The sequence below is a fragment of the Zoogloea sp. genome (assembly GCF_023150065.1).
Taxonomy (GTDB): domain Bacteria; phylum Pseudomonadota; class Gammaproteobacteria; order Burkholderiales; family Rhodocyclaceae; genus Zoogloea.
Window position 1 is genome coordinate 400304 of the sequence record NZ_JAKLLN010000001.1, and the last position, 20029, is coordinate 420332.

Sequence of the window (20029 nt, forward strand, 5' to 3'; positions counted from 1 at the left end):
ACGTCATGCAACGGAAAGCCGTTCCGTAGCGTCAGGAAAGTGCTTTTCCATCGGTAGTTAAGGCGCTCAAAGCCCGGTGGGTTTGCCAGAGACCGTGTTTACATACCTAACGCGAACATAGCCAATGAATTCGACCCCACTGGGCGGTGCATCCTGCATCCCACCTGCCTCCCTCAGACTTTCCCCAAGGATTCCCATGATTCCACGCAAGGACTGGTCCGTTTCCGCCGTCACGGCGGGCTTTCTCGCCGTCCTCATCTCTTATTCCGGGCCGCTGATCATCTTCTTCCAGGCCGCCCAGTCGGCCGGGGTGGCGCCCGACATGATCTCGTCCTGGGTGTGGGCGATCTCCATCGGCGCGGCGGTGTCGGGCATCTTCCTGAGCGTGGCCCTCAAGGTGCCGGTGGTCACCGCCTGGTCGGCGCCGGGGACGGCGCTGCTGGTGACCCTGTTTCCCGGCCTGTCCCTCAACGAAGCGGTGGGGGCCTACCTGACCACGGCGGTGATCCTCTTCATCATCGGCGTCTCCGGCTCCTTCGACCGCCTGCTCAAGCACATGCCCAAGGGCATTGCCGCCGGCATGATGGCCGGCATCCTGTTCCAGTTCGGCGTGAAGGCCTTCAGCGCCGCGGGCAGCGCGCCGTTGCTGGGTTTCGGCATGATCGCCGCCTACGTGATCCTGAAGCGCCTCACCCCGCGCTACTGCATGATCCTGCTGCTGCTCGTCGGCGTGGCCCTGGCCAGTGCGCTCGGCAGCGCCGATCTGGGCCGGGTGCAGCTGGGCCTGGCCACGCCGGTCTTCATCCGCCCCGAGTGGACCTGGAGCTCGACCCTGAGCCTGGCCTTGCCCCTGGTGCTGGTCAGCATCACCGGCCAGTTTCTGCCCGGCATGGCCATCCTGCGCAGCTCCGGCTACACCACGCCGGCCCGGCCCATCATCGCCGTGACCGGCATCACCTCGGTGGCGGTGGCCTTCTTCGGTGGCATCACCATCGTCATCGCCGCCATCACCGCCGCCCTGTGCACCGGCCGCGACGCCCACGAAGACCCGGCCCGGCGCTACGTGGCGGGGGTGTCCAACGGGTTGTTCTACCTGATCGGCGGTGCCTGCGGTGCCACCATTGTGTCGCTCTTCACCGTGCTCCCGCCGGCCTTCGTGGCAGTGCTGGCCGGCCTGGCCCTCATTGGCGCCATCACCGCCAACATGATGGGCGCCATCAACGAGGCCGACCACCGGGAGGCATCCATCATCACCTTCCTGGCCACGGCTTCAGGCATGAGTTTCCTGGGCCTGGGCTCGGCTTTCTGGGGCGCCATCATCGGCCTGGCGGCCTACCTGGTGCTGCATCGGGAATGGCGGGTGAAGTCACCCGGGGAAAGCCCCTGAAGCGGCGCTAAAGTGTGAGGGCTTCCAGTGGGGGCGACTTCAGTCGCCCGCGGACTTGGATAAATGGGGCATGTCGGTGATCGGCGCGCGGGTGGGCGACTGAAGTCGCCCCTACAAGTCACCCCTGCGGGAGAGAACGCATCGACCTTCAGACGACCATGCCCCTGCCTCACTCCTTCTTCTTCAAGCGGTAATTCAGCTGCGGGCGGGTGATGCCGAGGCGGCGGGCGGCGCCGGAGAGGTTGCCGCCGGCTTCCTTGACAGCATGCTGGATGAGGGCCTGCTCCAGTTCGTCGAGGCTGACGCCGGTGTGCATCACCTGGCGGCACAGCACGTCCATGTCGCTGGTGCCCGGGTCGGCAGCCAGGTTGCCGGTGGCGTCGATGCCGTGGCTTACCGCTTCGAACTCCTGGGGTTCGGCAAACAGGTGTTCGATCTCGATGGGCTCGTTCTGGGGGGAGAGGATCATGCCGCGTTCGATGAGGTTTTCGAGCTCGCGGATGTTGCCGGGCCAGGTGTGGCCCTTGAGGGCGCGCATGGCCTTGTCGGTGAGGCCGGGCACGCGCTTGCCGTGCAGGGCGCCGAAGCGCTGCAGCATGGCCTCCACCAGCAGGGGGATGTCGGACAGGCGCTCGCGCAGGGGCGGGATGACCACCGGGTAGACATTGAGGCGGTAGTAGAGGTCGCTGCGGAAGCGTCCGGCCTTGACCGCGGCCTGCAGGTCCACGTTGGTGGCGGCCACCAGGCGCACGTTGATCTTGCGGGTGCGCTCGTCGCCGAGGCGCTCGATTTCGCCCTCCTGCAGCACGCGCAGCAGCTTGGCCTGGGCGGCGAGGGGGAGCTCGCCCACCTCGTCGAGGAAGAGGGTGCCGCCGTCGGCCCGCTCGAACTTGCCCATGCGTGACACCTGGGCGCCGGTGAAGGCGCCTTTTTCGACACCGAAGAGCTCGGACTCGATCAGGTCGTGGGGCAGGGCGGCGCAATTGATGGCCACGAAGGGGCCGCTGGCCCGGCCGCTCATCTCGTGCAGGGCGCGGGCGAAGCGCTCCTTGCCGACGCCGGTCTCGCCCAGCAGCAGCACCGTCACCTGGGTGGCGGCGGCCTTCTCGATCAGGGTGTAGGCGTGGCGGAAGCCGGACGATGCGCCGATCAGGTTCTGGCGCGGCAGGCTGCGTTCGAGGGAGGCGCGCAGGGCGTCCACCTGGCTGCGCAGCTCCAGCATGCGCCCGACGATGGAGTCGGCTTCGTAGAAAGGGGTGTGCTCGGCGGCGTCGGGCCATTCTTCGACCGGCTTGCCGACGATGCGGCAGCGGTTGCTGCCCGTGGCCGAACATTCCACTTCCTTGAACAGGATGAAGCGACGCATGAAGGCCGAGGTGTAGCCCGAGGCGTAGCCGATCTCCATCCAGCACACCGGATGTTCCGCGTGGCCGAACTCGCGCACGTGCACCTCGGCCTCGCAGGAGTTCTCCCAGATGAACTCGCCGGCGAAGTGGCCTTTCTCCAGGTCGAAGTCGAGGCTCACCGGCGACACATGGACCATGCCCTCGAGCATGTGCAGCTGGGGGCCGACCACGAAGGCGTCCTGCAGGCTCTGGCCGACACGGATCTTCTTGGCGAGCTCGGCATCCCGCACACCGGAGGCGTAGCCCATGCGCGTCAGGATGCGCCTGGCCTGGTCGATGCCCACCGAGTTGATGAGCTCCTTGCGCAGTTCGGCGAGGGCCGCCGCATGCATCAGGATCATGCGGCTCTCGCCGAGCCAGATCAGCCCCTTCTCGGCACAGAAGTGCACGAGGCTGCGCAGGTCGTTGTTCTGCGGGTAGCGGATGTCGCTCAAGTCTTCTCCTCCGGATGTCCTTCGCCGCTCGATAGGAGTTGTGGTGTCCGGCCCGGAGGCCGTGGCAGCGGAAGGCATCGCCTTATACCACGCAGGGAGAAAGCATTCGCGGCAGGCCTGCACGGTGGGCTGTCACGCACGTATCAACTTGCGTTATCGGTTCATTAGCGATAATAATACAAAATCTCGAGAAAAATGGCGAGCCGGGCATTTTACCGAAGTCACCGCAGTGTGACCCTGCCCGGTCGGCCCACCAGGAGGAGACAATGGCCGAGAAGTACCGTATTCATATTGAGAACAGCGGGGAGGATTACCCCTGCGCGTCCGACCTGAGCCTGCTGCGCGGCATGGAAGTGCTGGGCCGGCGGGGGATTCCCGTGGGGTGTCGGGGCGGTGGCTGCGGTGTGTGCAAGGTGCACATCGACGCCGGCAGCTACGAGGCCCGCAAGATGAGCCGGGCCTGCATCAGCGAGGAAGAGGAGGCCAGCGGCGTGGTGCTCGCCTGTCGGGTCTATCCCCGGGGTGAGATGTCGGTGACCGTGGTGGGCAAGATGTGCAAGGCCCTCGAACAGGCGGGTGGCACGCCGGGCTGAAGATCAGTTCCTTCAACCAGGGGCGCGGCCCGTCTGCTTCACCTCCCTCTCCCGGCGGGCTTCCTGGTTTTCAACGGCCGTCACGGTAATGTGACGGCCGTTTTTTTTGGGCGTGGCGCCTTACTCGAAGGGGCGGGGGCGCGGAGTGGCGTCGGCGGATGGGGGCAGGATGGGCATGGGGAAGCTGGGTTGGCGGCCGGTCAGCGTCTTCAGGAAGGCGACGATGCGGGCGTTCTCCTCGCGGCTGAACTTGCGGCCCAGCTGGACCCGACCCATGGTGTCCACGGCTTCGGCCAGGGTGTCGGCGGCGCCGTCGTGGAAGTAGGGGTAGGTGAGTTCCACGTTGCGCAGGGTGGGCACCTTGAAGTTGAAGCGGTCGGCGTCCTGGCCGGTCACGCCGATGCGCCCTTCCGCCGGGCTGCTGGCCTTGTAGGCTTCGACGACGCCCATCTTCTGGTAGGAGTTGCCGCCCACGGCGGGGCCGTTGTGACAGGCCACGCAGCCGCTTTCCTTGAACAGCTTGTAGCCGGCCAGTTCGTCGGCGCTGAGGGCCTTGCGGTCGCCCTTGAGCCATTTGTCGAAGCGTGAATCAGGCGTCACCAGGGTCTCCTCGAAGCTGGCGATGGCCTGGGTGATGCGTTCGATGTTCACTTCATCACTCCCGAAAGCCTTGCGGAAGGCGCCGCGGTAACCGGGCACGGTGCGCAGGGTGGAGACCGCGAGCTCGTGGCTGTAGGCCATCTCGCCCGGGTTGGCGATGGGGCCGCCGGCCTGGGCCTTGAGGTCGGCGGCGCGGCCGTCCCAGAACTGGGCCAGGTTGAAGCGGGCGTTCAGCACCGTCGGGGCGTTGATAGGGCCTTTCTGCCAGCCGTGGCCGATGGACGACTTGAGGTTGTCGGAGCCGCCCATGGACAGGTTGTGGCAGGAGTTGCAGGAGATGAAGCCGGACTTGGACAGGCGCGGATCGAAGAACAGCATCTTGCCCAGCTCGACGGCGGCGGGGTTGGCGACCGGCGTGGGCTTGATGGGCTGGATGGGTTCGTTTGCGGGGGCGGCGTGGGCGGCTGACAGGGGGGCCAGGGCGCAGACGACCGCGACCAGGGCAGGGCTGAGTTTGAGGAACATGGAGTGCTCCGGGAGTAGGGCAAGGGCTGGGGAAAGTCGCCCGGTTGCATCCCGGCGGGGAGGCTCGGGATGCTCCGGGCGTGGGCCTGATTGTCCTGTCGGAGGCTTAATGGATGCTTAAGGCATACGCGGATGGCAAGTTTGAGGGCCGCGCAATGCCGTGCAGGAAAATGCTCTCCTTCCTCCCGGCACGGCTAGGCCGTCCGGCTGGCCAGCCACGCGCGCCAGCTGCCCAGGTGGGTGATGTCTGCCGCGCCCTCCAGGCCGGCGCTTTCGCAGATGAAGCCGCTCACCAGGCTGCCATCCTCCAGGCGCACCTTGCCGATGCCCAGGGGCGCCGGGATGCCGCCGACGAAGCTGCCGAACTCGCTGGCGGGCAGCTCCCACACTTCCATCTCGATGCTGGCGCCACCCTTGGCCACCCGGACCATGCCGGGGCGCAGGGGCGGGCCGCCGGCCAATGCATAGAAGCGGTACTCGGGGGCCGAGCGCACGGTGCCGATCAGGCGCGCCTTGCGCTGGGTGAGCTGCCAGTTGAGGGGCAGGCCCGACAGGTGGGCACCGCACACGGCCACGCGCAGCATGCCGTCGGCCACGCCGCTGGCGGGTGTGGCGGCCTCCGGCAGGGGCTGGCCGGTGGCACCGAGGGGCAGGGCGGTGCTGTGCTGCCAGCGGGCGGCCAGCTCCAGCAGGGGGCCGTCCTGGTGGGCGGGTGCGAGCAGGGTGACGCCGAAGGGCAGGCCGTCGGGGCGGAAGGCGGCGGGCACGGCCACGGCCGAGTAGTCCAGCAGGTTCATGAAGTTGGTGTAGTAACCCAGCTCGGTGTTGAGCCGGATCGGGTCGCCCTGCATGGCCGCAATGCTGGGCTGGCGGCCGGCGGTGGGGGTGAGGATCAGGTCCACCTCGTTCCAGGCGGCGTCGCAGCGGCGCTGATAGGCCTTGAGCTTGTAGAAGGCGTCGAAGGCTTCCACGGCGCTGGCCTTGCCGCCGCCCAGGGTGATGTCCCGGGTCACGGGGAAGACCGAGCCGGGCCGTTGCTCGATGAAGTCGCGGATGGCGTGGTAGCGCTCGGCCACCCAGGGGCCGCCGTAGAGCAGGCTGGCGGTTTCCAGGAAGGGGCTGAAGTCGAGCTCGACGCAGGTGCCGCCGAGGCTCTTCAGGCGGGCGATGGCGGCCTCGAAGAGGGTCGGGTTGTGGGTGTCGCCGAAGAAGGCGCGCTGCGCCTCACGGGGGACGCCGAAGCGGAAGGGCTGTCCGGCGTTGAAGCGTCGGCCGTGGGGCCGGGCGTCGCGGCTGTAGGCGTCGTCCGGGTCGAAGCCCCGGGCCACGCCGAACACGGTGGCGGCGTCGGCGGCGCTCAGGGCGAAGATCGACACCGCATCCAGGGAGCGGCAGGCCGGCACCACGCCGCGGGTGGACAGCAGGCCGCATGTGGGCTTGAGCCCCACCAGGTTGTTGAAGGCGGCCGGTACCCGGCCGGAGCCGGCGGTGTCGGTGCCCAGGGAGAAGCTCACCTGACCCGCGGCCAGGGCCACCGCCGAGCCCGAGCTGGAGCCCCCCGAGATGTAGGCCGGGTCGAAGGCGTTGCGGCAGGCGCCGTAGGGGCTGCGGGTGCCGTTGAGGCCGGTGGCGAACTGGTCCAGGTTGGTCTTGCCCAGGGGGATGGCGCCGGCGGCGATCAGCCGGGCCACCACCGTGGCGTCGGCCTCCGGTGTGTAGGCGTAATCCGGGCAGCCGGCGGTGGTGGGCAGGCCGGCCAGGTCGATGTTGTCCTTGACCGCGAAGGGCACGCCGTAGAGCGGCAGGCTGGCCGGGTCCTGGTCGTCCATCGCCCGGGCGCGGGCCAGCAGCCCGGCTTCGGGCAGCAGGCTGATCCAGGCGTGGTGGGTGTCGGCGGCGGCCAGGGTGTGCAGGTGGGCGAACAGCTCGGAAGGCTTGAGGCCGTTGCGGTAGGCGGCGGCCAGGGTGGCGAGGTCGAGGCTGGGGGGCAGCATGGGGTGTCCCTTTCGTTTCAGAGTTCGGGGGCGTGCAGGACCAGCAGGTCCTGACCGGCGGCAACGGGGCTGGCCTCGCGGCACAGGAGCTGCAGCACCTCGCCGTCGGCGGGGGCGGTCACGGTGAATTCCATCTTCATGGACTCCACCACCACCAGCGGGTCACCGGCCTTGACCATCTGGCCGGGCTCGACGAGCACCTTCCAGATGTTGCCGGGGATGTGGCTGGCCACCAGGCGGGCGCCCTCCGGCAGGTCTAGCTCGGAGTCGGCGGCGGCCGCGGCGATGTCGGCCTCGCTGATGTACTCGGCCTGGCCGGCGGCTTTCCAGCGCTCCCGCTCGGCTTCGAAGGCGGCCTGCTGGCGGGTCTTGAAGGCGCTGATGGGAGCGGCGTTGTCGGCCAGATAGCGGCGGTAGTCGGCGAGGCGGAACTCGCCTTCCTCGATGCGCACCCGGGCGCGGCCGGCGGCAAAATCCTGGCGCAGCTGCAGCAGCTCGGCCTCGCTCACCGGCACGAAGCGCACCTGGTCGAAGAAGCGCAGCAGCCAGGGCTTGTCGAACTGCTCGGTGCCCCGGGCGCCGTGGTTCCAGCGGTTCCACATCTGCACCGTGCGGCCGACGAACTGGTAGCCGCCGGGGCCTTCCATGCCATACACGCACATGTAGGCGCCGCCGATGCCTACGGCGTTCTCGGGTGTCCAGGTGCGGGCCGGGTTGTATTTGGTGGTGACGAGGCGGTGGCGCGGGTCCATGGGGGTGGCGACCGGGGCGCCCAGGTACACGTCGCCCAGGCCCAGCACCAGATAGCTGGCCTCGAAGACGGTGCGATAGACCTCGTCGATGGAATCCAGCCCGTTGATGCGGCGGATGAACTCGATGTTGGATGGGCACCAGGGGGCGTCCTTCCGCACCGACTGCATGTATTTCTCGATGGCGAGCTTTGTCGCCGGGTCGTCCCAGGACAGGGGCAGGTACACCGTGCGGCTGGGCACGCACATGTCGTCGATGGCGGGCAGGGCGCTTTCGGCGGCGATCAGGGCGGCGAGCAGGGCGCTGCGGTCGGTGCGGCGGGCGTCGAAGTGCAGCTGCAGGGAGCGGATGCCCGGGGTCAGGTCGAGGATGCCCGGCTGGGGGTGGGCCTTGAGCCGGTCCATCAGCGCATGCACGCGGAAGCGCAGCTCCAGGTCGAGCACCAGGGGGCCGTACTCCACCAGCAGGTAGGCGTCGCCGGCCTGGCGATAGACCACCCGGGGCCGTTCGCCGGCGGCGGGCAGCTCCGCCAGCACTGGGGTGCTGACCATCTCCGGTTCGGCGACGACCGGGGTGGCCAGGGGCGTGCGGGCCTGGCCCAGCGCCGCATCCACCTCGGCCAGCCGTCGGGCGGCGGTGGCGGCGCTCACCGGCACGAAACGCAGGGTGTCGCCGGGGCGCAGCTGGCCGAGCTTCCACAGGTCGGCCTGGATCACCACCGCCGGGCAGACGAAGCCGCCCAGGCTGGGGCCGTCCGGGCCGAGGATCACCGGCATGTCGCCGGTGAAGTCGATGGCGCCGATGGCGTAGGCGTTGTCGTGGATGTTGGAGGGGTGCAGGCCGGCCTCGCCGCCGTCGGTCCGGGCCCACTGGGGCCGGGGGCCGATCAGGCGCACGCCGGTGCGGCTGGAGTTGTAGTGGATCTCCCAGTCGGTGGCGAAGAAGCGGGCGATGTCCGGATCGGTGAAGAAATCCGGGGCGCCGTGGGGGCCGTAGAGCACGGCCACCTCCCAGTGGTGGGCGTAGCTGGGCGGCTGGAGCGCGACGGGCGCGGGCAGGGTGGTGGTGGGCTGGATCGCCAGCACGTCGCCCAGGCGCAGGCAGCGGCCGGCGTGGCCACCGAACTGGCCCAGGGTGAAGGTGGACTTGCTGCCCAGGTAGTCGGGCACGTCGATGCCGCCGGCCACGGCCAGGTAGCTGCGGCAGCCGGCGTCCTTCACCGCGCCGACCTTCAGCACGGCGCCGGCCTTGACGGCGTGGGCCTGCCAGAAGGCGAGGGGTTCGCCGTCCAGTGTTGCGGCGGTGGGGGCGCCGGTGAGGGCGATGACCGCGTCGCAGTTGAAGCGCAGGGTCGGGCCGGTCATGGTGCATTCCAGGCCGGCGGCGCCTTCCGGGTTGCCCACAAGGCGGTTGGCGGCGCGCAGGGCGAGCTCGTCCATGGGGCCGGAGGGAGGCACGCCCACGTCCCAGTAGCCCACCCGGCCGGGCCAGTCCTGTACCGAGGTCTGCACGCCGGCTTCGAGCACGTCGAAGGTGCTGGGGCGGTAGTCGAAGTGGCTGAGGTAGCGGGTGGTCTGGCGGCCGGCGCGGAACACCTCGCCGTCGAGGATCTGGCGCAGGTAGGCGCGGTTGGTCTCGATGCCGTACACGCGGGTGGTGTCGAGGGCGGCGATGAGCTTGTCGGTGGCGGCCTCGCGGGTGTCGGCGTGGACGATGAGCTTGGCCACCATGGGGTCGTAGTAGGGCGGCACCTCGGAGCCGGTGGTGACGGCGGTCTCGACCCGCACGCCCTCGGGAAAGCGCACCTCGGTGAGCAGCCCGGAGGAGGGCTGGAAGTTCTTGGCCGGGTCTTCGGCGTAGAGGCGCACCTGGATGGAGGCGCCCCGGGGCTGCGGCGCGGTGGCCGGCAGGGTCAGGTCGCCGGAGGCCAGCAGCACCATCCACTCCACCAGGTCGGTGCCGGTGACCTCTTCGGTGACACCGTGCTCCACCTGCAGGCGGGTATTCACTTCCAGGAAGTAGAAGGCGCCGCTGTCGGCGTCCATCACGAACTCCACCGTGCCGGCGGAGCGGTAGGCGATGGATTCCATCAGGCGCACGGCGGTGGCAGCCAGGCTGGCGCGCTGTTCGGTTGAGAGCCCCGGCGCCGGGGTCTCCTCGATGACCTTCTGGTTGCGGCGTTGCACCGAGCAGTCGCGCTCGCCCAGGGCCAGCACCTTGCCGTGGCCGTCGCCAAAGACCTGCACCTCGATGTGGCGGGCGGCGGTGACGTATTTTTCCAGGTAGATGCCGGCCTCCTTGAAGTTGGCGCGGGCCAGGCGGTCCACCGAGGCGTAGGCCTCGTCCAGCTCGGCGTCGCTGCCGATCAGGCGCATGCCGATGCCGCCGCCGCCGGCGGTGCTCTTGAGCATCACCGGGTAGCCGATGCGGGCGGCCTCGCGGCGGGCGTGGGCCACGTCGTCGAGCAGGCCGCTGCCGGGCAGCAGGGGTACCCCGGCCTTTTCGGCCAGCTCGCGGGCGGTGTGCTTGAGGCCGAAGGCCAGCATCTGGGCGCGGGTGGGGCCGATGAACGCGATGCCGGCGGCCTCGCAGGCGTCGGAGAAGTCGGGGTTCTCGGACAGGAAGCCGTAGCCCGGGTGGATGCCCTGGGCACCAGTGGCGCGGGCGGCCTCGAGGATGGTGTCGGCCTTGAGGTAGCTCTCGGCGGCGGGGGCCGGGCCGATGCACACGGCCTCGTCGGCCAGGCTGACATGCAGGGAGTTGGCGTCGGCCTCGGAATAGACGGCGACGGAGGCGATGCCGAGCTTCTTCAGCGTGCGGATCACCCGGCAGGCGATGGCGCCCCGGTTGGCGATGAGGACTTTGCTGAACATGGTGGTGTCTCGCGAAAAGGGCGGCGGGTCGTCCCGCCGGGTCTTTCCTGTCCGCCCGGGTCGTCCCGGGGGCCGGCGCGTGCCGGAAGCGTGCGGTGTTGGATCAGCCCCAGATGAGGAACTGCACCGGTGTCGGGTTGTAGGCGTTGCAGGGGTTGTTGAGTTGCGGGCAGTTGGAGACCAGCACCCACAGGTCCATCTCGGCGCGTAGCTCCACGTACTTGCCGGGGCCTGAGACGCCGTCGTCGAACTTGAGGCCGCCCTCGCCGGTGACCGGCACGTTCATGAAGAAATTGACGTTGGGTACCAGGTCGGCGGTGGTGAGGCCCGAGTCCGAGTGCTGGATGGCCAGCAGGTAGTTGTCGCGGCAGCTGTGCATGTACTTCTTGTGCAGGGCGTAGCGCACGGTGTTGCTCTCGGCGGCGCAGGCGCCGCCCAGGGTGTCGTGGCGGCCGCAGGTGTCGGCGACGAGGGTGAGCATGGGCCGGCCTTCGCTGCTCATCAGCACCGAGCCGGTGGTGAGGTAGATGCCGCCCTGGTGCAGCAGGGTGTCGGTGACGCTGTAGTGCTCGGCGGTGTCGTGGCGGTTGTAGAAGATCACGTCGGCGGCCTGGTTGCCTTCCAGGTCGACGATGCGCAGGGTCTGGCCCTGCTTCACTTCGTGCAGCCAGGGTTCGCCGGCGGGGAGCACCACGTTGGTGAGGGCCTGGGCCGGGTCGAGGGCGCTTTCCTGGATGCGGATGGCGGTGGCGGTCATGGCGGTCTCCTCAGGCAAGGTACTGGAGGTCGGTGTTGTGCAGGGCACGGGCGCACTCCGGGCGGAAGTGGCGGCAGAAGTCGTCCGCGGGCGCCGGGCCCGAGCGCCAGGCGACGACGCCCACGGCGGCCGGGGCGTAGTCGGGGCGTGGATCAAGCGGGTGGGGCGCCGTGGACATGGCGACGATCACGTCCATGTCGAGGCGCAGCTCCACCCGGCTGCCGGCGGGGGCGTGGTTGGGCTGATAGCGGAAGCGGCCTTCCTCGTCCACGCTGACCTTGCTGAAGAAGTTCACCGGCGCCACCAGGTCGCGGCGGCTCAGGCCGTGCTTGCCGATCTCGATGAGCAGCCCGTCGCGGCCCGACCGGTACATGCCGTTGCGGTACTGCTGGTAGGGGTGCTCGCCGTATTTCTCGCGCAGGCGGGGGCCGTCCAGCAACAGGCCCAGGGGGTCGTGCCAGCCCAGGCTGTCGTGGGTGACTGAGGCCATGGCGCAACCCATGTCGCTCATCAGCACATGGCCGCGGCGGTAGTGGGCAGTGTGCTGGGCCTTCAGGGAGTCGGGCATGTTGTAGCGCTCCAGCGGATTGCGGGCGTTGTAGAGCACCAGCGACAGGTTGGCGCCGCCGCCCTGGGTGACCAGGCGCAGGGTGGTGCCCCGGGGCAGCCGCCAGGACCAGTGGCAGCCGCCGGGGATCACGTCGGAGAAGAGGATCTGCTCTTCGGGCAGGTCGGCCGCCAGCTGCTGCCAGCGGGTGTCCACGTCCACGTCTTCGGTGGGGGTGAGGAGGGGGTTCATGGTGCTCATTCCTGTGCGGTGGCAGCGGCGTCGGCGTTGAGCCGGGCAAGCTGCTCGAGGTCGGTCTTCATGCCGGAGGTCTCGCGGATGCGTTCCAGGATTTCGCGCTTGAGGGCGAGGAAGGCGGGCTCAAGCTTCATGTCCTGGTGGCGCTCGGCGGGCAGGGGCACGTCGTAGAGGGTGTCGATGCGGCCGGGGCGGGGGGCCATCAGCACGATGCGCTGGCCCAGGTAGATGGCCTCTTCCACGTCGTGGGTGACGAAGACGATGGTGCTGCCCTCGATACGGTGCACGTGGCGGATGAGGTCGTGCATCACTTCCCGGGTCTGGGCGTCCAGGGCGCCGAAGGGCTCATCCATCAGCAGGATGGGCGGCCGGCTCATCAGCGCCCGGGCAATGGCGACGCGCTGCTGCATGCCCCCCGACAGCTGGCTGGGGTAGGCGTGGGCCACGTGGCTGAGGCCCATCAGGCGGATCAGGGCGTCGGCGCGGCCCGAGGCCTTCTCCACGTCGGCGGAGGTCCGGTCGCGGGTGTGGGCCTTGAGCTGGCGGCAGAAGCGGATGTTGTCGAGCACCGTGAGCCAGGGGTAAAGGCTGTAGTGCTGGAACACCATGGCCCGGTCCACCCCGGGGCCGGTGATGGGCTGGCCATTGACGGTGATGTTGCCGCTGGTGAGGCTCTCCAGCCCGCCGATCATGCGCAGCAGGGTGGATTTGCCGCAGCCCGAGGCGCCCACGAAGGTGACGAACTCGTTGGGGCGGATGTCCAGGTCGGCGCTTTCGAGGGCGGTGATGGCCCGGGGGCCGTGGCCGAACACCTTGTTGGCGTCGTGGATTTCGATGCGGGCGCTCATCAGTGTCTCCCGGCCAGGTAGGGGAAGGCCTTGCGGTGCACCAGGCGGAAGCCCTGGTCGATGACCAGCCCGATCAGGCCGATCATCAGAATGCCGGCGAAGATCTTGTCGGTCTGCAGGAAGCGCTGGGCCTTGAGCACGGCGTAGCCCAGCCCCGAGTTGGCGGCCACCAGTTCGGCCACCACCAGGTAGGTCCAGGCCCAGCCCATGGTCACGCGCAGGGTGTCCAGCAGCGCCGGCTTGGCCGAGGGCACGATGACCTTCTCGATGATCTCGCCCCGGGTGGCGCCCATGGTCTGGGCCGCCTCGATCTGCGCCAGGGGCACCCGGCGCACGTCCTCGGCCACCATCAGCACCATCTGGAAGAAGGTGCCGATGAAGATGATGGCCACCTTGGAACCTTCCTCGATGCCCACCCACAGCATGACCAGTGGAATGAAGGCCACCGCCGGCATGTAGCGGATGAAGTCGGTGAGGGGTTCCAGCAGGGCCTGCACCGAGCGGTAGCTGCCGATGAACAGGCCCAGGGGCAGGGCGATCACCGCCGACAGGGCCCAGCCGGCCACCACCCGCCAGGTGCTGATGGCCACGTCGCCGGCCAGCCCGTCCTCCACGGCCCAGGTCCACATGCGTGACAGCACGTCGGCCGGGCCGGGCAGGAAGACCTTGTCGACGCCGTCCAGGCTGCTCGCCACGCCCCAGCCGAGCAGGGGCGCGACCAGCCCCAGCAGGGCCAGCACCCAGTAGTGGCGTGGGTCGATGGCGGCGCGGATCTGCCACAGGGGGCTCACGCCACCTGTGCTCTTGCTTGCGCTCATGGCTGCCTCACTTGCCCAGGGCTTCGGCCAGCAGGGAGACGTCGATGCCCTTGGCGGCGTCGGGCTTGCCGTCGATCAGTTTCTTGTCGAGCAGGAAGCCGGCGATGGTGGGGGCCACGGCCTGCAGGGACTTGGGGTCGGCGGGGTTGAGGGCGGCCTGGTTGGCGGCGGCATCGAAGAAGCGCGTGCCGGGCAGGAAGACCTTGTATTCCTCCGGCTTCATGCCCACCACCTTGGCCATGATCTTCGCGGCCTCATCCGGGTTGTCGCGGATGAACTTCTCGGTGTCGAACCAGGCCCGGATCATCCCGACCAGATCCTTGCGCTTGCTCTTGATGGCCTTGTCCTGGGCTACGAGCAGATCGGGGATCAGGCCCGGCATGTCCTTGGAGGTGAACAGGGCTTTGCCCTTGCCGCTCTTCTCGATCTGCGCCACCCAAGGGTTCCACACCACGGCGGCATCCACACGGCCGGACATGAAGGCCGCAGCGGCGTCGCCGGCGGAGAGGTTCACCACCTTCACGTCCTTCTGGCTCAGGCCGTTCTTGGCCAGGGCCGTGGCCAGCACGAAGTGGGAGATGCTGAACTCCTCAAGGGCGATGCGCTTGCCCTTTAGGTCGGCGAAGCCCTTGATCGTGCCGCTGACCATGAGTGCGTCGTTGCCCGCCGAGTTGTCATTGACCAGCACGGCCTTGAGGGGCAGGCCCTTGGCCAGGGGGCCCATGGTGTCGGACCAGGTCTGGGCGTTGGCGTCGAGCTGGCCGGAGGACAGGGCGGAGATCGAGTCCGTGTAGTTGGCGAACCACACCAGTTTGACGTCGGCCTTGTGCTTCTTGAAGAAGCCCTTCTGTTCGGCCACATACCAGGCCACCCAGCCCGGCCAGTCGGAGACGCCGACCTTCACTTCGGCCAGGGCTGGTGCGCTGGCGCCGATCAGTGCCAGGCCGAGCCCGAGGGCACCCAGGCCCTTGCGGCAGCAGGAGAGGGCGGCGCCAAAGGGGCTGCCGGGTTGTGCTACGCGGGTGAGATTGCCGAGGAGGTGGGGACGGCGGGCAGGACGGCTTTCAGGGTGGTGCATGACGGGGCTCCCTTGCGAGTCGGATAAATGGGCGAGAGGGCGCTTCATTCAAAGCGAACCTCCCGGGCTTTTATCCCTCCGTGGAGCCAGTCATGCCGATGATCCTCAACCGGCACTTCATGGCCGGCAGCTCTCGGACCAGACATCCCCGCAACGTGAATCACCTTGCACCGAGGACCGGAACCCTAGCCACCCTTCGAAGAAGCGAACGCGAAAAATCTCGATACGCCCCTCTCGAGGGAGTGTTTAGCACGTGGTGTGCCAGCAGCGCCGAGGGCCAGACTATTGTTTTTTGAAACAGAGGCTTGGCCGCAGAAAGGGCTTTTCAGGGCAGCGCAGGGGCAAGCGGGCAGAGGCACGCGAGCGGTGCATGCCCTGGGGATGCTGCATTGGAACGGTGCATGAGCGGGCAGTCCGGCTTGCCTGTCCCTGGCTGGATCATCGGACGGGTGAGGCGATGAGAGCATCCGGGATGCCCCGACGGCGGCGGGAGGGCCCGCAGGGCGAATGGTAGGCGCGACCGTAGGGGCGACTTGTAGGGGCGACTTCAGTCGCCCACCCACGCGCCGATCACCGGCATGCCTTCGATCGAAGTCCGCGGGCGACTGAAGTCGCCCCTACAAGTCTGCCTCAATGAGGCTTCAAGGCTTCGCCTGCCTGCGGATAGAGCCGCTGCAGTACCACGGTAGCGGTGCGGGCGAGCAGGGCTTGAAGCGGCTCCCGGTTCCCGGCCAGGCCTGCTTCTTCCTTTCCGCCCGGCCAGGCCTTCGCCAGTTCGTCCCGCACCTCCGCAACCGCTGCATCCGCGAGCTCCCGCCAGTGTTCCGGCAAGGGTGTCTGGCGCCATTCGCCGCGGCCGCGGCCGTAGTGGGCGACGGCGAGGTAGCGCAGCAGGCTGGCGGTGAACAGGCGCTCCAGGCTGTCGCTGCTCCAGCGCAGGCGGTTGTCGTCGATGCCGCGCAGGCGGTTGGCGGCGTGGGCGGCGCCGGCGCTGCCCACGGCACCGGCGATGGCGCCGATGACTGCGCCGGCGCCGAGGCTCAGGCCGCCGGCGGCCAGGTCGGCGGCGAGGCCGGAGAGGGCTCCGGACATGACGCCACCGAGGAGGGCGGCACTGGATTCGCCGATCTTCTCCCGGGCCGCGAAGTCGCCGGCGAGGCGCTCCTGCACTTCCTGGGCGGCGCGTCCACCGAGGCCGTGGAGCTCGATGAGCTGGTCGGTGCTGCGGCGGATCTCGGCTTCGAGGCGGCCGGCGAGGTTCTCCATGGCCTGTTGCTGAGGTGAGGCGGCGGAGCCGATGCCGACGGCGGCGCCCATGCGCCGAAGGGTGCTGCCGAGGCCGGCCTCGGGCAGGGCTTCGCTGTCGCTGGCGGCCCGGTTGAGGAAGTCGGCCAGGCTGGCCATGGCGGCGTGGAAGGTGTCGAGGCGGCGCTGGCGCCAGGCCGCCGAGAGCTGCGTGAACGCAGGCTGGCTGGCCTCGGGCAGGCAGGGGGCGACCGCGTCGAAGAGGGCGAACTCCTGCACCCAGCAGCGGGCGAAGGCGTCCAGGGGCAGGATCTGGCGGACGAAGGGGTAGGGCGCCAGGTGGCGACGCCACAGGGCCTCGTCAGCGGCATCGGCGGCGCCGGGGCGGGGCTCGCCGAGCTGGTTGAGGAGGACCAGCACGGGCTTGCCGATCCACGCCAGGATCTCCATTTCGGGGGCCACGTAGCCAGCCTCGCCGGGTTTTTCGGAGGCGTTGACCAGATAGAGGACCACGTCGGCCTGCTCGCGCACATTGCGGATGGCCTGCTGGCTGGACCAGAAGGGGCGATCGCGCCAGCGGTCCCACACCTCGGAGAGCAGCCAGCCCACCGGGTTGCCCTGCTGGCGCAGGCGCTTGATGAGCCGCGCGCTGTCGCCGAAGCCCGGGGTGTCCCACAGATTGAGCACGTGGCCGTCGGGCGTGTCGATGAGACGGTGGCACTCGGCCAGGGCGGTGACGTGGGCCTCGTCGCGGATCTCGCCCACGTCGCGGCCCATCAGGCTGCGGGCCAGGGTGGTCTTGCCGGTGTTGGTGTGGGAGACGAGGCTGAGCTGGATCGTGGTGGGCTGAAGGGTCACCGGGAGGCTTCCTTGCGGGCAGAGAGGTCGATGAGGCGGGTGAGGCTGTCGGCCACGCCGGCGGGGGCGGCGTCGAGATCGGCGAAGGCCGCTTCGATGGCGTGCTTTTCGAACAGGCGGGTCCAGGCTCGACGGCGCTCGTCCTGGCGTTCGGGCTGGCCGGCAAACCGGGCCATGAAGCTGCCTTCGTCAACCAGGGCGGCCAGGGACGTGCCGGGAGGCAGGCTGCCGGCCAGGGCGCGGAGGAAGCTGCCGTGGTTCTCGTCCTCGGGGGTGGCAGCCAGGCTGAACAGGGCGATGGCGAGGCTTGCGCCTTTGCCGGGCAGGGCGCTGGCGGGCAGGGCGTCTTCCTCGCCGAAGGCAATGGGCGGGCTCAGGTGCAGGCTGGCGCGGGGCCCGAAGGCGCCGACGACGGCCTCCTTGAGCAGCAGGGCGGTGGCCGGGGAGAGCTCGTAGCTGTAAGGCACCAGGTGCAGATGGGCGCCCTGGCCGGTGTAGCTGCGTTGCAGGCCCTGGTAGTAGCTGTCGGTGATGGGCAGGGGAAAGTGGCGCTCCAGGTGCCGGGCGGCAAAACCGCTGAGCAGGGCCAGCACGGCCCGGGGCAGCACCACCGTCAGGACCAGGGTGGTGGCGAAGAGGTGGATCCACGGCGCGGCGTTCTCGCCGGGGTTGTCCGGGAGGCGCAGGGTGTCGAGGTGGGCGGCGTCGGGGATGGGCAGGCCGGTGAGGGCGGAGGCCGGGCCCAGGAGCAGGCTGAGGGCCTGGTGCACCTGGCTGGCATCGAGGAAGGTGCTCTCCCAGCCGGCCTGGAAGTGCAGCACCAGCCCGCGGGTGTACAGGGCGGCGATGGCGCCCAGGGCGAAGGCCAGGGCGGCCAGGTGCAGCACCCGGCCCACCCGGCGTGCCGTGAGGGGGGCCGACACCCGGGCCCATTCGGCGCGGAAGCGGGTGCCAGGGGTGCTCGACCCGGTGTCGATGATGCCCTCATGCAGGGCGCCACCGAGGCGCGCCACGGCACGCCGCAGGATGCCCTTGGCGGGTGCCTTGCTGCGGAAGGGGTCGGTGAGCCCATGCACCAGGAGGCCCAGATAGACGAGGAGGTTCCAGACGATCAGCCCGAGCAGGGGGAAGGCCAGCAGGTTCACGTAGCGGGTCGGGCCCACGGCGTCCATCAGCACGCCCAGGGCGAAGGCCAGGGCCACCAGCGCCGTGCCCACCCAGGGCCGCCAGTTGCGGCCGTTGGCCAGACGCTTGAAGGCCTTGTCCCGGTCGCCGAGCTTTTCGATGGCGAGCTGCCCGCGGCGCGCCAGGAAGCGGTCGGCGTCGGCGCCTTCGCCCACCACTTCGGCGGCGGCCCGGCTGGCCCAGGCGGCGTCTTCGGCGCGCCACGGGGCGTCGGGCGCAGGGGTGGTTTCCAGGGCGCGGATCAGGGTGACATGACGGGCGGCGGTTTCGTTCATGCGCTTGTCTTCGTGCGGGCGGTAATCCCGCAGTTTACTCCGCCCAAGGTGGGGGCGAGTTCATCCTGCCCTGCGCCGCTTGGCGTCCAGGCTTCACCAGATCATCAAGCTGCATTGCAGCATTTGATCAATTGATGAATTCATAAAATCTTCTGTTTCTGTAAATCTCGAGAAAATATCGTTTTCTCCTTTGTAAATCAGCAGTTTGTGATTACGGGCACGGGCCTTGTATAGGGGGTGAAGACTTCCTCAGACCCGCGAGAAAAAGATGAACGACCCGACAAGCCCGCCCCCCGTGGATGTGAACCGCAAGTACGTGCGGCTGGTGGAGCGGCGCCCCGATGGCCTGGTGGAGTTCGAGTTCTCGATCTCCGACCCGGCGCTGTTCGTCGAGATGCTGCTGCCCGAGGCCGCCTACGAGGAATTCTGCCGGACCAACCGGGTGATCCTGCTGGAAGGCGAGCGCCCGGAAGAAGGCGAGGACGACTTCAACTGGAGCCTCCGCGAGGCCACCCATCAACGTTTCAGGTAGGCGGGCGCCCGGCGCCCCTTGCCCGCTGCACACCACAACAACACAGGAGGAGACACACATGCACATCGACCTGCGCACGGTATCCATCAAGCCCCAGCGCCAGACTTTCGACCACATCGCCCGGCGCATCGGCCCGGACAAGGCGGCGACGCGCTATCAGGAGGGCACGCTGGATGTCCAGGCGACCCACAACTTCCATTACCGCCCCACCTGGGCCCCGGAATACGAGATCTTTGATGCCTCGCGCAGCGCCATCCGCATGGCCGACTGGTACGCCTTCAAGGACCCGCGCCAGTTCTACTACGGCGCCTACACCCTGGCCCGGGCCAAGCAGCAGGAGACCGCCGAGTCCAACTTCGACTTCGTCGAGGGCCGTGGCCTGGCCGAAACCCTGCCGGAAGAACTCCGGGACACCGTGCTCAAGCTGCTGCTGCCCCTGCGCCACGTGGCCTGGGGCGGCAACATGAACGGCGCCTTCATCACCGCCTACGGCTACGGCACGGCCCTGACCCAGCCCTGTCTGTTCCATTCCATGGACCAGCTGGGCATCGCTCAGTACATCACCCGCGTCGGCCTGCTGCTGGGGGATGACGTGGACGTGCTCGACGAAGCCAAGACGAGCTGGATGGAAGGCGAGGCCTGGCAGGGGCTGCGCCGCTACGTGGAAGACAGCTTCGTGCTGAAGGACCCGCTGGAGCTCTTCGTGGCCCAGATGGTGGCCCTGGATGGGCTGCTCTACCCGCTGGTGTACGAAACCATCATCGATGACGTGCTGGCCTCGAAGGGCGGCACCCCCATCGCCATGCTCACCCAGTTCATGACCGACTGGTATGCCGAAACCCGCAAGTGGGTGGACGCCACGGTCAAGACCGCCGCCGCCGAATCCCCCGAGAACAAGGCCCTGCTGGAAAAGTGGATCGCCCACTGGCGCGACCGCGCCGCCTCGGCCCTGATGCCCGTGGCCCAGATCGCCCTCGGTGCCCAGGCCGACGCCCTCACCAGCGAGCTGGTGGGCCAGTTCAACGCCCGCTTGGCCAAGGCCGGCGTCACCCTCTGAGAAGGAAAC

Annotated in this window: 15 protein-coding genes and 1 riboswitch; of the genes, 4 read left to right on the forward strand and 11 right to left on the reverse strand. The window is 68.8% G+C overall.

Annotated elements, in window-relative coordinates:
* Nucleotides 1-196: 196 nt before the first annotated feature.
* The gene (locus L6Q67_RS01930) at nucleotides 197-1387 is read left to right on the forward strand and encodes a benzoate/H(+) symporter BenE family transporter (RefSeq protein WP_296564394.1); all 1191 of its coding nucleotides are present in this window, start codon (nucleotides 197-199) and stop codon (nucleotides 1385-1387) included.
* Between the two features lie 169 nt (nucleotides 1388-1556).
* Here L6Q67_RS01930 and L6Q67_RS01935 read toward each other — a convergent pair whose 3' ends face one another.
* On the reverse strand, nucleotides 1557-3227 hold the full coding sequence (locus L6Q67_RS01935) for a sigma-54-dependent Fis family transcriptional regulator (RefSeq protein ID WP_296564396.1): 1671 nt from the start codon (nucleotides 3225-3227) through the stop codon (nucleotides 1557-1559).
* Between the two features lie 266 nt (nucleotides 3228-3493).
* On the opposite strand from L6Q67_RS01935, the gene L6Q67_RS01940 reads away from it, so the two are divergent.
* Nucleotides 3494-3820: a 2Fe-2S iron-sulfur cluster binding domain-containing protein gene (locus tag L6Q67_RS01940; RefSeq protein WP_296564398.1), complete on the forward strand. Its 327-nt coding sequence runs from the start codon at nucleotides 3494-3496 to the stop codon at nucleotides 3818-3820.
* Between the two features lie 120 nt (nucleotides 3821-3940).
* On the opposite strand, the gene L6Q67_RS01945 is transcribed toward L6Q67_RS01940, so the two are convergent.
* The 10 genes from L6Q67_RS01945 to L6Q67_RS01990 form a co-directional block, all read right to left on the reverse strand.
* The gene (locus L6Q67_RS01945) at nucleotides 3941-4945 is read right to left on the reverse strand and encodes a cytochrome-c peroxidase (protein ID WP_296564400.1); all 1005 of its coding nucleotides are present in this window, start codon (nucleotides 4943-4945) and stop codon (nucleotides 3941-3943) included.
* Between the two features lie 194 nt (nucleotides 4946-5139).
* Nucleotides 5140-6939 carry an allophanate hydrolase gene (gene atzF / locus L6Q67_RS01950; protein ID WP_296564402.1) on the reverse strand — a complete coding sequence of 600 codons (1800 nt, stop codon included), beginning with the start codon at nucleotides 6937-6939 and terminating at the stop codon, nucleotides 5140-5142.
* A gap of 17 nt (nucleotides 6940-6956) precedes the next feature.
* On the reverse strand, nucleotides 6957-10562 hold the full coding sequence (uca, locus tag L6Q67_RS01955) for an urea carboxylase (protein ID WP_296564409.1): 3606 nt from the start codon (nucleotides 10560-10562) through the stop codon (nucleotides 6957-6959).
* Between the two features lie 103 nt (nucleotides 10563-10665).
* Nucleotides 10666-11319 carry an urea amidolyase associated protein UAAP2 gene (locus L6Q67_RS01960; RefSeq protein ID WP_296564410.1) on the reverse strand — a complete coding sequence of 218 codons (654 nt, stop codon included), beginning with the start codon at nucleotides 11317-11319 and terminating at the stop codon, nucleotides 10666-10668.
* Between the two features lie 10 nt (nucleotides 11320-11329).
* Complete coding sequence (locus tag L6Q67_RS01965) at nucleotides 11330-12118, reverse strand: urea amidolyase associated protein UAAP1 (protein WP_296564412.1); 789 nt, start codon at nucleotides 12116-12118, stop codon at nucleotides 11330-11332.
* Between the two features lie 5 nt (nucleotides 12119-12123).
* Entirely contained in the window at nucleotides 12124-12972 is an 849-nt protein-coding gene (locus tag L6Q67_RS01970; protein WP_296564415.1) for an ABC transporter ATP-binding protein, read from the reverse strand.
* Nucleotides 12972-13790: an ABC transporter permease gene (locus tag L6Q67_RS01975; protein WP_296564417.1), complete on the reverse strand. Its 819-nt coding sequence runs from the start codon at nucleotides 13788-13790 to the stop codon at nucleotides 12972-12974. Before L6Q67_RS01975 ends, L6Q67_RS01970 begins: the two co-directional genes overlap by 1 nt.
* Nucleotides 13791-13797: 7 nt before the next feature.
* A complete protein-coding gene (locus L6Q67_RS01980; protein ID WP_296564418.1) occupies nucleotides 13798-14868 on the reverse strand; it encodes an ABC transporter substrate-binding protein in 1071 nt (356 codons plus the stop codon).
* Between the two features lie 57 nt (nucleotides 14869-14925).
* A riboswitch (guanidine-I (ykkC/yxkD leader) is annotated at nucleotides 14926-15068 on the reverse strand.
* Between the two features lie 430 nt (nucleotides 15069-15498).
* Nucleotides 15499-16971 (reverse strand): DUF3482 domain-containing protein, encoded by a 1473-nt coding sequence (locus L6Q67_RS01985; protein WP_296564420.1) that lies wholly within the window; start codon nucleotides 16969-16971, stop codon nucleotides 15499-15501.
* Nucleotides 16968-18431 carry a DUF2868 domain-containing protein gene (locus L6Q67_RS01990; protein ID WP_296564422.1) on the reverse strand — a complete coding sequence of 488 codons (1464 nt, stop codon included), beginning with the start codon at nucleotides 18429-18431 and terminating at the stop codon, nucleotides 16968-16970. The genes L6Q67_RS01985 and L6Q67_RS01990 overlap by 4 nt, the downstream gene beginning before the upstream one ends.
* Before the next feature lie 268 nt (nucleotides 18432-18699).
* Between L6Q67_RS01990 and L6Q67_RS01995 the strand changes: the two genes are divergently transcribed.
* Both L6Q67_RS01995 and L6Q67_RS02000 read left to right on the forward strand, forming a co-directional pair.
* Complete coding sequence (locus tag L6Q67_RS01995) at nucleotides 18700-18963, forward strand: phenol hydroxylase subunit (RefSeq protein WP_296564426.1); 264 nt, start codon at nucleotides 18700-18702, stop codon at nucleotides 18961-18963.
* A gap of 58 nt (nucleotides 18964-19021) precedes the next feature.
* A complete protein-coding gene (locus tag L6Q67_RS02000) occupies nucleotides 19022-20020 on the forward strand; it encodes an aromatic/alkene monooxygenase hydroxylase subunit beta (RefSeq protein ID WP_296564429.1) in 999 nt (332 codons plus the stop codon).
* Nucleotides 20021-20029 lie beyond the last annotated feature (9 nt).

Bases quoted from the DNA above. Each gene is read 5' to 3' on its own strand.
- L6Q67_RS01930 (WP_296564394.1), top strand. From the start codon at position 197: ATGATTCCACGCAAGGACTGGTCCGTTTCCGCCGTCACGGCGGGCTTT.
- L6Q67_RS01940 (WP_296564398.1), top strand. From the start codon at position 3,494: ATGGCCGAGAAGTACCGTATTCATATTGAGAACAGCGGGGAGGATTAC.
- L6Q67_RS01945 (WP_296564400.1), bottom strand. From the start codon at position 4,945: ATGTTCCTCAAACTCAGCCCTGCCCTGGTCGCGGTCGTCTGCGCCCTG.
- atzF (WP_296564402.1), bottom strand. From the start codon at position 6,939: ATGCTGCCCCCCAGCCTCGACCTCGCCACCCTGGCCGCCGCCTACCGC.
- uca (WP_296564409.1), bottom strand. From the start codon at position 10,562: ATGTTCAGCAAAGTCCTCATCGCCAACCGGGGCGCCATCGCCTGCCGG.
- L6Q67_RS01960 (WP_296564410.1), bottom strand. From the start codon at position 11,319: ATGACCGCCACCGCCATCCGCATCCAGGAAAGCGCCCTCGACCCGGCC.
- L6Q67_RS01965 (WP_296564412.1), bottom strand. From the start codon at position 12,118: ATGAACCCCCTCCTCACCCCCACCGAAGACGTGGACGTGGACACCCGC.
- L6Q67_RS01970 (WP_296564415.1), bottom strand. From the start codon at position 12,972: ATGAGCGCCCGCATCGAAATCCACGACGCCAACAAGGTGTTCGGCCAC.
- L6Q67_RS01975 (WP_296564417.1), bottom strand. From the start codon at position 13,790: ATGAGCGCAAGCAAGAGCACAGGTGGCGTGAGCCCCCTGTGGCAGATC.
- L6Q67_RS01980 (WP_296564418.1), bottom strand. From the start codon at position 14,868: ATGCACCACCCTGAAAGCCGTCCTGCCCGCCGTCCCCACCTCCTCGGC.
- L6Q67_RS01990 (WP_296564422.1), bottom strand. From the start codon at position 18,431: ATGAACGAAACCGCCGCCCGTCATGTCACCCTGATCCGCGCCCTGGAA.
- L6Q67_RS01995 (WP_296564426.1), top strand. From the start codon at position 18,700: ATGAACGACCCGACAAGCCCGCCCCCCGTGGATGTGAACCGCAAGTAC.
- L6Q67_RS02000 (WP_296564429.1), top strand. From the start codon at position 19,022: ATGCACATCGACCTGCGCACGGTATCCATCAAGCCCCAGCGCCAGACT.